This is a genomic window from Streptomyces sp. NPDC001750 (genome assembly GCF_042892615.1).
GTDB lineage: Bacteria > Actinomycetota > Actinomycetes > Streptomycetales > Streptomycetaceae > Streptomyces.
Genome location: NZ_JBIAUE010000003.1, coordinates 163393 through 174713, shown reverse-complemented (window position 1 = coordinate 174713; position 11321 = coordinate 163393). Strand labels below are relative to the sequence as shown.

The window sequence follows — 11321 nt, the reverse complement described above, 5'->3', positions numbered from 1 at the left end:
AAGTCTCATGACCGACCGACTGACCTACACGGAACTCGCCGCGCTGATGAAGAAGGGCGCCGGGCTCACCGTGGACCCGCGCGAGATGGAGAAGAGCCCCCAGGTCGCCTTCGACGAGTTCGGCCTCGACTCGTTGGGCCTGCTCGGCATCGTGGGCGTGCTGGAGAACCGGCACGGGCGGGCGCTGCCGACCGACGCCGACCGCTGCAGGACCCCCCGTGAATTCCTCGACCTCGTCAACAACAGCCTCATGCAAGGAGCCTGACGTGCCCGGACACACCGAGAACGAGATCACCATCGCCGCCCCCCTGGACCTGGTCTGGGACGTGACGAACGACCTGGAGAACTGGCCGAGCCTGTTCAGCGAGTACGCCGCCGTCGAGATCATCGAACGGGACGGCGACCGGACGAAGTTCCGCCTGACCATGCACCCCGACGAGAACGACAAGATCTGGAGCTGGGTCTCCGAGCGGACCGTCGACCGTGCCGCTCGCACGGTCCGCGCGCGCCGTGTCGAGCCGGGCCCCTTCCAGCACATGGACATCCGCTGGGAGTACTCCGAGGTTCCCGGGGGCACCAGGATGCACTGGACCCAGGACTTCGCGATGCGGCCCGACGCACCCGTCGACGACGCGTGGATGACCGACAACATCAACCGCAACTCCAAGGTCCAGATGGGTCTCATCCGGGACAAGATCGAACAGCGTGCCCGGGAGCGCCGCACCGCCCCGGTGTCGGCCGGCTGACCCCTCGTACCCCTTCCACGGCTCGGCACCCGGTCGCGACCGGGTGCCGAGCCGGGACCGAGAAAGGCACGCAACGATGCACCACGCCCTGATCGTCGCCCGGATGGCACCGGGTTCGGCGCCCGACATCGCCCGGGTCTTCGCCGCTTCCGACAGCACCGAACTGCCGCACCTCGTCGGTGTCACCCGGCGCAAGCTGTTCCAGTTCGGCGACGTCTATCTGCACCTCATCGAATCGGAACGCCCGCCGGGCCCCGAGATCGCCAAGGTGACGCAGCACCCGGAGTTCCAGGCCGTCAGCGAGCGGCTCGGCGCCTACGTGAGCGCGTACGACCCCGAGACCTGGCGCAGCCCCAAGGACGCCATGGCCCAGGAGTTCTACCGCTGGGAGCGCGGGGCCGCCCCCGCCTAGTGCTGTGACCGGGAAGGTTCACCGGCTCGCGATGCCCGGCACGGCACCTCGCGGTGTTGTCGCATCACCCGCGTACGTCCAGTACGCGGACGATGCTCCGCCTTGCGATGCACCGCACCGGACGCCGCGAGCCACCCGGCAAACCTTCCCGGTCACAGCACTAGGCCGCCCGAACGCGCCACGCGAAGTGCCCCGGGTCCGTCCGGACCCGGGGCACTTCGCGTGGTCCCGGACTCAGTCGGGGACCACGCATTCGAAGGCGTGCAGGTAGGGGTTGACCGGCACGATCCTGTCGATCACGAGTCCGGCGTCCGAGATCCGGCCGACCAGGCTCTCCCTGGTGTGCTTCGCGCCGCCGACGTTGAGGAGCAGCAGCAGGTCCATCGCGGTGGTGAACCGCATGGAGGGGGTGTCGTCGACGAGGTTCTCGATGACGACGACGCGGGCGCCCGGACGGGCCGCGCGGATGACGTTGCGCAGGGTGCGGCGCGTGCTGTCGTCGTCCCATTCCAGGATGTTCTTGATGATGTAGAGGTCGGCCTGGACCGGGATGGCCTCGCGGCAGTCCCCGGCCACGATGCGGGCCCGCTCGGTGAGCGGCCCCTCGTCCCGCAGCCGGGCGTCCGCCCGCGCCACCACGCCCGGCAGGTCCATGAGGGTGCCGCGCAGTGTCGGATGCTTCTCCAGCAGGCTCGCCAGCACGTGTCCCTGGCCGCCGCCGATGTCGGCGACCACGGACACCCCGGTGAGGTCGAGGAGTTCGGCCACGTCCAGGGCCGACTGCACGCTGGAGGTGGTCATGGCCCGGTTGAACACCTGGGCCGACTCGTGGGCGTCCTGGTGGAGGTAGTCGAAGAAGCCCTTGCCGTGGACGTCCTGGAAGACGCTGCGGCCGGTGCGTACCGCGTCGTCGAGTCGCGGCCAGACGTCCCAGGTCCAGGGCTCGGTGCACCACAGGGAGATGTGGCGGAGGCTGTGGGGGTCGTCCTCGCGCAGCAGGCGGGACATGTCCGTGTGGGCGAAGCAGCCGTCCGGGGTCTCGGCGAAGATCCCGTAGCAGGACAGGGCGCGCAGCAGCCGGCGCAGCGGCGCCGGTTCGGTTCCCACGAGTGCGGCGAGCTCCCGCACGTCGGCGGGTGTGTCGCCGAGCGCGTCGGCGACGCCCAGCCGGGCCGCGGCGCGCACGGCGGCGGCGCGGGCCGCCCCGAAGACGATCTCGCGCAGCTGCATGCCGGGGTGCGGGACCGCACCGGGGTGGGGGACGGCGGCGCCGTGGGCGGTGGTCGGGGTGGGTGCGGGAGTGGGACTCACAGTGGTCATGCCGATTCGCTTCTCCTCGTGCGGGGGTGCGCCGGTCAGCACATCCCGGCCGGTGTGGACTTCGAGCAGACGTTGGATACGAAGGTGTTGCCCTTGCCGGTGTCCCCGTTGGCGAGGTCGGCGGGCTTGTTGCCGAGCGCGACGTTGCCGCTGACGGTGTTGTTGTTGTTCTTCGTGTCCACGAAGCTCTTGAACAGCACGACGCCGCCGGACATCGGCGTGGCGCCCGTGTTGTCGCTGATCGTGTTGGAGCGGACCCGGGTGTCCGCCGCGCCGGTGAGCACGATGCCCGAGCCCTGGATGGCGGGCAGCCTCTCCGTCTTCGCGCAGTACTTGTTGTTGGCGATGATCCGGTTGGACTGGATCGTCATCGCCCCGGCCTGCGGCCTGCCCTCGTCGCCGACCACGAACACACCGCTGCAGTTGGCGGTAAAGGTGTTGTCGTGGACCGACAGGTTCCTCACGCGCCGGGCGGTGAAACCGATGCGGTTGTCCGACAGCGTGTTGCCCTGGAGTTCGGTGCCCCGGGTGTCGGTGGCGCCGCCCTCCTCGCTGATGGTGTTGGCGACGAAGATGCCCGCGTCTCCGTTGGCGCGCGCGGTGTTGCCCATGAACGAGCCGCGCGTGGAGCGTTCCTGGGCGATGCCCCAGACGCCGTTGCGTTCGGCGGTCACGCGCCGTACGGCCAGCCGGTCCGTCCAGGAGGCCCAGACGCCGTTCTTCTGGAAGCCGGAGACGGTCAGCGAGTCGAGGGTCACCCCGTCGACGGTCCCGCCGGACCGTCCCAGGACGCAGATCCCGCTCCCGGCCTTCGCGCAGGCGTCCGTCGCCCGCGCCTTCCCGGCCGCCGGACGGATGACGGTGCGCTCGCCGTAGCCGCGCAGGGTGAGCCCGGCCTTGTCGATCAGGACGGACTCCCGGTACGTGCCGGGCTGGACCACGACGGTGTCGCCCGGCCGGGCGGCGTCCACCGCCTTCTGGATCGACTGGCCGGGGCGCACCACATGGGGGCTGGTGGTCGATGCTGACGGAACGGCCGCGCCGAGCCCGGCGGCCGAGGCGACCACGACGGGGACGAGGGCCTTGAAGTGTCGTTTCCTCATATGCCGAAGCTATGGGCGTTTTCCCCCCTTTGCCACATAGAGTGAGCGGTCGGGTACCGGTATAGCCGCAATGGCTCAGGGCGCGGGGCACAGCCCGGAAAAGGGCGGCGGACGAGCTGCCCGGGCACTTCGGCGCTGCGGGTGAAGGAGCGGAGGGCGGACCGCCGGCGGTGCGCGGCGGGGCCGTTCGGGTGCTTTCCGGGTGCGGCGGGCCGGGGCCGTCCGGGTGGCGCGGAGACCCCCGGGCCCTGTCCGGGGTGCGGCGCCGGGGCGCGCTCGGCCGCCGGGGGGCCGGTACGCCGGCCCGGTTCCCGGCCGCCGAGGACCCGTACGTCGTCTCAGGCCCCAGGAGCCGTTACGTCGTCCCGGTCCTCGGCGCCGCGCGGGGAAGCGACGACCGCGCGGGCCCACCGGTAGTCGGCCTTGCCGCTGGGGGAGCGCTGGATCTGCCGGGCGATCACCAGCCGCCGGGGGATCTTGTAACCGGCCAGCCGGGCCCGGCAGTGCGCCTGGACGTCGTCGAGCGAGGGTTCCCGGGCGCCCTCGCGCAGCTGCACCACCGCCGCGACATGATTGCCCCATCGCTCGTCCGGCACCCCGGCGACCAGGGCGTCGTACACGTCCGGGTGCGCCTTCAGCGCCTGCTCGACCTCCTCCGGGTACACCTTCTCGCCGCCCGTGTTGATGCACTGCGAGCCCCGGCCCAGGACCGTGACGATGCCGTCCTCGTCCACGGTCGCCATGTCGCCGAGCAGCACCCAGCGTCGGCCGTCCCGCCGGAAGAACGTCTCCGCGGTCTTGCGCGGATCGTTGTAGTAGCCGAGCGGCACATGGCCGCACTGGGCCAGCCGCCCCGGCTCACCGGGCGCCACCGGCTCGTACGTCACCGGATCCACCACCGCCGTACGGGAGTTGACCCGGAGACGGAACCCCTTCTCCGGACCCGAGTCGGGCGTCGCCGTGCCATTGAACCCGGACTCCGACGAGCCGAAGTTGTTCAGCAGCATCGCCGTCGGCACCAGTTCCTGGAACTCCGCGCGCACCGAGTCCGACATGATCGCGCCCGAGCTGGAGACGGAGAACAACGACGAACAGTCGGTGCCCCTCAGCGGGCCCCTGAGCGCGTCGATCAGCGGCCGCAGCATCGCGTCACCCACCAGGGAGACGCTGGTGACCTTCTCCTTCTCGATCGTCCGGAGCACCTCCTGCGGCACGAACTTGCGGTGTACCACCACCCGTTGGCCGAAGTCGAAGGCGATGAACGCGGTGAGCGTCGACGTGCCGTGCATCAGCGGGGGAGTGGGGAAGAACGTGATGCCGTCCCCGCCCGCGGCCACCCGCCGCGCGAGCTCCTCCGGGGAATTCACCGGTTCGCCGGTCGGCGCGCCGCCGCCGAGACCCGAGAAGAAGAGGTCCTCCTGACGCCACATCACACCCTTGGGCATGCCCGTGGTGCCCCCGGTGTAGATGATGAACTGGTCGTCGGCGGACCGCGGCGCGAACCCGCGTCCCGGGCTGCCGCCCGCCTCGGCGTCCTCGAACGCCACCGCGTCCGGGCCGCGGACCGCTTCTGCCGGTGCGCCCACCCGGATCAGATGGCGCAGGGTCGGGGCCTTCGGGGCGGCGGCCCGGACCCGGTCGTCGAACTCGGCGTCGAAGACCAGTGCCGCCAGATCCGCGTCACGGTAGAGGTAGGCCAGCTCCTCCTCCACGTATCGGTAGTTGACGTTGACCGGAACGAGGCGGGCCTTGAGGCAGGCCAGTAGCGTCTGGAGGTATTCGACCCCGTTGTAGAGGTGCAGCCCCACGTGCTCCCCGGCGGCGATCCCCGCGTGCAGCAGGTGGTGGGCGACGCGGTTGGCGGCGGCGTCCAGTTGCGCGTACGTCAGCCGGCGCTCCGCGCCCGTGCCGGGATGGTCGACGTAGACGAGCGCCTCGCGTCCCGGGACCGCGTCGACGACCGACTCGAACAGGTCGGCAAGGTTGTACTCCACCGCTCCTCCTGACCCCGGCTGCTGACGGACACGGCGTCATTAGAGCGCCGGGACGCACAAGTGGGAAGGGTGCGGCCCAATAAATCTGACTACCTGTCAGAAAACTATTGAACTGGCTCCCCGCCTCCTGCAACCTGTTCCGGGACGTGAGACGGGAGGCAGACGATGAGTGGTACGGAACACCTCACCGTGCGGCGCGAGGGCGCCACGACGGTGCTCACCCTGAACAGGCCCGAGGCGAAGAACGCCCTCTCGCTGTCGATGCTGGTCGGGCTGTACGACGGCTGGCTCGCGGCGGACGAGGACGACACGGTCCGCTCGATCGTCCTCACCGGCGCCGGAGGCTGCTTCTGCGCGGGAATGGACCTCAAGGCCCTGTCGGGCAAGGGGATGGAGGGCGAACGGTACCGCGACCGGATGGCCGCCGACCCGGATCTGCACTGGAAGGCGATGCTGCGCCACCACCGCCCCCGCAAACCGGTGATCGCCGCCGTCGAGGGCCCCTGCGTGGCCGGGGGCACCGAGATCCTCCAGGGCACCGACATCCGGATCGCCGGGGCGGGCGCCACCTTCGGCCTCTTCGAGGTCCGGCGCGGCCTCTTCCCCATCGGCGGCTCGACGGTGCGGCTGCCGCGCCAGATCGCCCGCACCCACGCGCTCGAAATGCTCCTCACCGGACGCCCGTACAGCGCCGAGGAGGCCGCCGCCGTCGGACTGGTCGGCAGGGTCGTGCCCGACGGCACCGCGCTGGAGGAGGCCCTCGTCGTCGCCGAGCGGATCAACGCCTGCGGGCCGCTCGCCGTCGAGGCCGTCAAGGCGTCCGTGTACGAGTGCGCCGAACTGACCGAGACCGAGGGCCTGGCCGCCGAGCTGAAGCGCGGATGGCCGGTCTTCGCCACCGACGACGCCGAGGAAGGCGCGCGCGCCTTCGCCGAGAAGCGTCCGCCCGTCTACCGGCGTTCCTGAACCGAGGAGGCACCCGTGCCCGAAACCCTCAGCGCACCCCTGGTGGTCGAATTCCCCTTCACCCGCTCCCTGGGCCCGGTCCAGAGCGCCTTCCTCACCGGGCTGCGCGAACGCACCGTCCTCGGCGTACGGACCGACGACGGAAGGACCCTCGTCCCGCCCGTCGAGTACGACCCCGTCACCGCGCGGGAGCTCCGCGAACTCACCGAGGTCGCCGCCACCGGGACGGTCACCACCTGGGCCTGGAACCCGCACCCGCGCCCGCGCCAGCCGCTCGGCACCCCCTTCGCCTGGGTCCTGGTGCGCCTCGACGGCGCCGACACCGCCCTCCTGCACGCCCTGGACGCCCCCGGCCCCGAGGCCGTCCGCACCGGCATGCGCGTACGGATCCGCTGGGCCCCCGACCGCACCGGCGCAATCACCGACATCGCCTGCTTCGAACCGTACGACGGGGAGACCGGCCGGCCCGCCCCGCACAGCGGCGAGTTCGACGACCCCGTCACCGGCATCGTCACCCCCGCCCGCCTCGACTACCGCTACACCCCCGGCCGTGCCCTCGGCGGCTACCTCGCGGCGCTGGCCGAGCGACGCATCACGGGCGAACGCTGCCCGTCCTGCGAGAAGGTCTATGTGCCGCCCCGCGGCGCCTGCCCCACCTGCGGCGTCGCCACCGCGGAACAGGTCGAGGTCGGCCCGCGCGGCACCGTGACCACGTACTGCGTCGTCAACATCAAGGCCTCCCATACGGCGAACCTCGACATCGAGGTCCCCTACGTCTACGCGCACATCGCCCTCGACGGCGCGGACCTCGCGCTGCACGCGCGGATCGGCGGCATCCCCTACGACCAGGTGCGCATGGGCCTGCGGGTCGAACCGGTCTGGACCGAGGGTGCGCGCCACCCCGACCACTACCGGCCGACCGGCGAGCCGGACGCCGACTACGACGCGTACAAGGAGCTGTTGTAGATGCGAGACGTGGCGATCGTCGCCTTCGCGCAGACCGACCATCTGCGCCGCACCGACGAACTCTCCGAGGTCGAGATGCTGATGCCCGTGCTCCACCGGGTCCTCGACCGGACCGGGCTCGCCGCCGGCGACCTCGGTTTCATCTGCTCCGGCTCCAGCGACTACCTGGCGGGCCGCGCCTTCTCCTTCACCATGGCGCTCGACGGAGTCGGCGCCTGCCCGCCGGTCTCCGAGTCCCACGTGGAGATGGACGGCGCCTGGGCGCTGTACGAGGCATGGGTGAAGCTCCGGTCCGGCCGGGCCGACACCGCACTCGTCTACTCCTACGGCAAGTCCTCGCCCGGTTCCCTGCGCGACGTCCTCACCCGCCAGCTCGACCCCTACTACGTCGGCCCGCTCTGGCCCGACTCCGTCGCACTCGCCGCACTCCAGGCCCAGGCCCTGATCGACGCGGGCGACACCGACGAGGCCGCACTCGCCGCGATCGGCGCCCGCAACCGCACCGTCGCCGCGGACAACCCGCACGCCCAGCTCACCGGACCGGTCCCGGCGGGCGACTACGTGGTACGGCCGCTGCGCACCGGTGACTGCCCGCCCGTCGGCGACGGCGCGGCCGCCGTGATCCTCGCCGTCGGCGACACTGCGCGGGCCCTGTGCCCCCGCCCCGCCTGGATCCGGGGCATCGACCACCGCATCGAGGCACACGGCCTCGGCGTCCGCGAACTGACCGAGTCCCCGTCCACCCGGCTCGCCGCCGAACGCGCCGGGGTCTTCGAACGCCCCGTCGACACCGCCGAGCTGCACGCCCCGTTCACCTCGCAGGAGGTCGTCCTGCGCAAGGCGCTGCGGCTCGACGACACCGTCACCGTCAACCCGTCCGGCGGCGCGCTCGCCGCCAACCCCGTCATGGCCGCCGGGCTGATCCGGCTCGGCGAGGCCGCGGCCCGCATCCACCGGGGCGAGTCCGACCGGGCGCTCGCCCACGCCACCTCCGGCCCCTGCCTGCAGCAGAACCTGGTCGCCGTACTCGAAGGGGAGGGCGCTCATGTCCGATGAGCCCGTGGCCGTCGTCGGCATCGGCCAGACGAAGCACGTCTCCGCCCGCCGGGACGTCTCCATCGCCGGACTCGTCCGCGAGGCCGCCGTCCGCGCCCTGGAGGACGCCGGGCTGGCATGGTCCGACATCGACGCCGTCGTCATCGGCAAGGCCCCCGACTTCTTCGAGGGCCTGATGATGCCGGAGCTCTACCTCGCGGACGCCCTCGGCGCGGTCGGCAAACCGATGCTGCGGGTGCACACGGCGGGATCCGTCGGCGGCTCCACCGCGCTCGTCGCCGCCGATCTGGTCGCCGCACGGGTGCACCGCACCGTCCTGACCCTCGCCTTCGAGAAGCAGTCCGAGTCCAACGCTATGTGGGGGCTCTCGCTGCCGGTCCCGTTCCAGCAGCCGCTGCTCGCCGGCGCGGGCGGCTTCTTCGCCCCGCACGTGAGGGCCTACATGCGCCGCACCGGGGCGCCCGACACGGTCGGCTCCCTCGTCGCGTACAAGGACCGCCGCAACGCGCTGAAGAATCCGTACGCCCACATCCACGACCCGGGCATCACCCTGGAGAAGGTCCGGTCCGCGCCGATGCTCTGGGACCCGATCCGGTACTCGGAGACCTGCCCGTCCTCCGACGGCGCCTGCGCCATGGTCCTCACCGACCGCGCCGGGGCCGGGCGTTCGCCGCACCCGCCCGCCTGGGTGCACGGCGGCGCGATGCGCAGCGAACCGACGCTCTTCGCCGGCAAGGACTTCGTCTCGCCGCGCGCGGGCCGGGACTGCGCCGCCGACGTGTACCGGCAGGCGGGGATCGACGACCCGCGACGGCAGATCGACGTCGTGGAGATGTACGTGCCCTTCTCCTGGTACGAGCCCATGTGGCTGGAGAACCTCGGCTTCGCGGACGAGGGCGAGGGCTGGAAGCTCACCGAGTCAGGGGTCACCGCGCTCGACGGCGACCTCCCGGTGAACCCCTCGGGCGGAGTGCTCTCCACCAACCCCATCGGCGCCTCCGGCATGATCCGCTTCGCCGAGGCGGCGCTGCAGGTCCGCGGCCGGGCGGGCGAGCACCAGGTCGAGGGGGCGCGCACGGCGCTCGGCCACGCCTACGGCGGCGGCTCGCAGTTCTTCTCCATGTGGCTGGTGGGAGCCGAACCCCCCAGCGGCTGACCGCGCGCCGTCCGGACCGGGGCGGGGACGGTCCCGGTCCCCCGCGCGTCACGGCCTGGGGAGCGGCAGGGAGCCCGCTCCCTACCGCGTCCCAGGTCGTCATTTCCCGGCCGGGGACCGCTTCCCGGCGCCGGCACGCGACACCAGGACCGCGCCGGCCAGCGCCACCGCGGCCGGGACCAGGAACACGGCGAACAGATGGCGTGCGGCGTCCGCCGTGGTGGCCGGATCGGCGAAGCCGGAGGCGTTGGCGACCATCCCGGCGACCGCCGAGCCGAACGCGGTCGCGGTCAGCTGGACCGTGGTCGTCGAGGCCCCGGCGACGTCCTGGTCGGTGTCCCCGGACAGGCGCAGCACGTCGGTGAGCAGATGCGGCCACGCGGCGCCGACCCCCCACCCGAGCAGGACCAGCCCGGCCGCCACCGCCGACACCGCGGCCGCCCCGGAGGACCGGACCGGGGCCACCGCCACGAGCACCACGAGGCCCACGAGGCTGAAGACCGGTGCGGTGGCGACGACCAGCGCCCGCCGGGACGTCGCACCGCTGAGCACGACCGAACCGAGCGTCCAGCCCGCCGCCATCGCCGCACCGAGGTATCCGGCCTCGAGGGGGCCGAGGCCCTGGAGACGCTGCCCGAAGAACGGCACGAACACCTCCACGCAGGACGCGACGACCAGGCCGGCCATGGTGACGTAGGTCAGGCGCAGCCGCCGGTCCGGGCCGAACGCCGCCCGGGGCAGCACCCGCACCGCCGCGGCCCGCTCGTGGCGCGCCCACAGCCACAGCAACGCCACCGCGACGAGCACCCCCGCGGCATTGACGGACAACGACTCCGCCACGCTCGCGGCCGAGACCACCAGCACCGCCGTCGAGAGCAGACCCACGGTTCCCCAGGGCAGACGCACGGAGCCCGGTTCCCCGTCGCGCCCCGGCAGCCGGCGCGCACCCGGCCCCGCGCACAGTGCGAGCAGCGGCACGAGCGTCCAGAAGGCACCCCGCCACACATGCGCCTGCGCCCACGCGCCGCCCAGGGCCGGGCCGACCAGGGTCGCGACGCCCCACATCGCGGAGACCAGGGCCATGGCCCGGGGCCAGAGGGCCTCCTCGAAGACGATCCGCACGACCGAGTAGCACAGGGCGAACAGCAGACCGCCGCCGAGCCCCTGGACCGCCCTGCCGACCAGCAGCACGAGCATGTTCGGCGCCAGCGCGCAGACGACGGTCCCCACGAGCAGCGCCGCCGCCGACCACCGGTACGCCGCGCGCGGACCGGTCCGGGCGAGCACCGCGGCGGCCAGGACGGACCCCAGGACCGAGGCCACCACGAAGACGGTCGTCGCCCACGCGTACAGCCGGGCGCCGCCGATGTCCTCGATGACCGACGGCAGCACCGTGGTGGCGAGGTAGACGTTGACCGCGTGCAGGGCGACCCCGCCGGCGAGGGCCGCGGCGACCGCTCCGTGTTCGCGGCCCAACAGGTCCCGCCACCCCGGGGTGGCCGCCGCGGCCCCGGTGCCCGTCGCTTCTTCCGTGGTCATGGCCTCTCCCGCCCTCACCGCACTGCTGCTTCGGGTAATTTCATTACGCACCGTACCGTATCT

At 72.3% G+C, this 11321-nt stretch carries 11 protein-coding genes; 7 read left to right on the top strand and 4 right to left on the bottom strand.

Annotation, left to right across the window (positions count from 1 at the left end):
* The first annotated feature begins 7 nt into the window (after positions 1–7).
* From ACFYY6_RS06965 to ACFYY6_RS06955, 3 genes are all read left to right on the top strand, one after another.
* On the top strand, positions 8–265 hold the full coding sequence (locus tag ACFYY6_RS06965) for an acyl carrier protein (RefSeq protein WP_351525564.1): 258 nt from the start codon (positions 8–10) through the stop codon (positions 263–265).
* A 1-nt stretch (position 266) separates the two neighbouring features.
* Complete coding sequence (locus ACFYY6_RS06960) at positions 267–746, top strand: SRPBCC family protein (RefSeq protein WP_351525565.1); 480 nt, start codon at positions 267–269, stop codon at positions 744–746.
* Positions 747–822: 76 nt separating this feature from the next.
* On the top strand, positions 823–1158 hold the full coding sequence (locus ACFYY6_RS06955; protein WP_351624541.1) for a TcmI family type II polyketide cyclase: 336 nt from the start codon (positions 823–825) through the stop codon (positions 1156–1158).
* A gap of 234 nt (positions 1159–1392) precedes the next feature.
* On the opposite strand, the gene ACFYY6_RS06950 is transcribed toward ACFYY6_RS06955, so the two are convergent.
* The 3 genes from ACFYY6_RS06950 to ACFYY6_RS06940 form a co-directional block, all read right to left on the bottom strand.
* Positions 1393–2478: a methyltransferase gene (locus ACFYY6_RS06950; RefSeq protein ID WP_389191989.1), complete on the bottom strand. Its 1086-nt coding sequence runs from the start codon at positions 2476–2478 to the stop codon at positions 1393–1395.
* Between the two features lie 35 nt (positions 2479–2513).
* Positions 2514–3581, bottom strand: coding sequence for a right-handed parallel beta-helix repeat-containing protein (locus tag ACFYY6_RS06945; protein WP_351524946.1), 1068 nt, complete (start codon positions 3579–3581; stop codon positions 2514–2516).
* A 338-nt stretch (positions 3582–3919) separates the two neighbouring features.
* Positions 3920–5575, bottom strand: coding sequence for an acyl-CoA synthetase (locus ACFYY6_RS06940; RefSeq protein ID WP_351524947.1), 1656 nt, complete (start codon positions 5573–5575; stop codon positions 3920–3922).
* 165 nt (positions 5576–5740) lie between these two features.
* Between ACFYY6_RS06940 and ACFYY6_RS06935 the strand changes: the two genes are divergently transcribed.
* The 4 genes from ACFYY6_RS06935 to ACFYY6_RS06920 are packed head-to-tail and all read left to right on the top strand — an operon-like array spanning position 5741 to position 9719.
* Positions 5741–6541, top strand: a complete 801-nt coding sequence (locus ACFYY6_RS06935) for a crotonase/enoyl-CoA hydratase family protein (protein ID WP_351524948.1) — start codon at positions 5741–5743, stop codon at positions 6539–6541.
* 15 nt (positions 6542–6556) lie between these two features.
* Positions 6557–7507: a Zn-ribbon domain-containing OB-fold protein gene (locus ACFYY6_RS06930; protein WP_389191986.1), complete on the top strand. Its 951-nt coding sequence runs from the start codon at positions 6557–6559 to the stop codon at positions 7505–7507.
* Complete coding sequence (locus tag ACFYY6_RS06925; RefSeq protein ID WP_389191984.1) at positions 7508–8563, top strand: thiolase domain-containing protein; 1056 nt, start codon at positions 7508–7510, stop codon at positions 8561–8563.
* Complete coding sequence (locus ACFYY6_RS06920) at positions 8553–9719, top strand: thiolase domain-containing protein (protein WP_351524951.1); 1167 nt, start codon at positions 8553–8555, stop codon at positions 9717–9719. The genes ACFYY6_RS06925 and ACFYY6_RS06920 overlap by 11 nt, the downstream gene beginning before the upstream one ends.
* Positions 9720–9818: 99 nt before the next feature.
* Here the strand turns inward: ACFYY6_RS06920 and ACFYY6_RS06915 are convergent, their stop codons facing one another.
* The gene (locus tag ACFYY6_RS06915) at positions 9819–11258 is read right to left on the bottom strand and encodes an MFS transporter (protein ID WP_389191981.1); all 1440 of its coding nucleotides are present in this window, start codon (positions 11256–11258) and stop codon (positions 9819–9821) included.
* Positions 11259–11321 lie beyond the last annotated feature (63 nt).

Bases quoted from the DNA above. Each gene is read 5' to 3' on its own strand.
- ACFYY6_RS06965 (WP_351525564.1), top strand. From the start codon at position 8: ATGACCGACCGACTGACCTACACGGAACTCGCCGCGCTGATGAAGAAG.
- ACFYY6_RS06955 (WP_351624541.1), top strand. From the start codon at position 823: ATGCACCACGCCCTGATCGTCGCCCGGATGGCACCGGGTTCGGCGCCC.
- ACFYY6_RS06950 (WP_389191989.1), bottom strand. From the start codon at position 2,478: ATGACCACTGTGAGTCCCACTCCCGCACCCACCCCGACCACCGCCCAC.
- ACFYY6_RS06945 (WP_351524946.1), bottom strand. From the start codon at position 3,581: ATGAGGAAACGACACTTCAAGGCCCTCGTCCCCGTCGTGGTCGCCTCG.
- ACFYY6_RS06935 (WP_351524948.1), top strand. From the start codon at position 5,741: ATGAGTGGTACGGAACACCTCACCGTGCGGCGCGAGGGCGCCACGACG.
- ACFYY6_RS06925 (WP_389191984.1), top strand. From the start codon at position 7,508: ATGCGAGACGTGGCGATCGTCGCCTTCGCGCAGACCGACCATCTGCGC.
- ACFYY6_RS06920 (WP_351524951.1), top strand. From the start codon at position 8,553: ATGTCCGATGAGCCCGTGGCCGTCGTCGGCATCGGCCAGACGAAGCAC.
- ACFYY6_RS06915 (WP_389191981.1), bottom strand. From the start codon at position 11,258: ATGACCACGGAAGAAGCGACGGGCACCGGGGCCGCGGCGGCCACCCCG.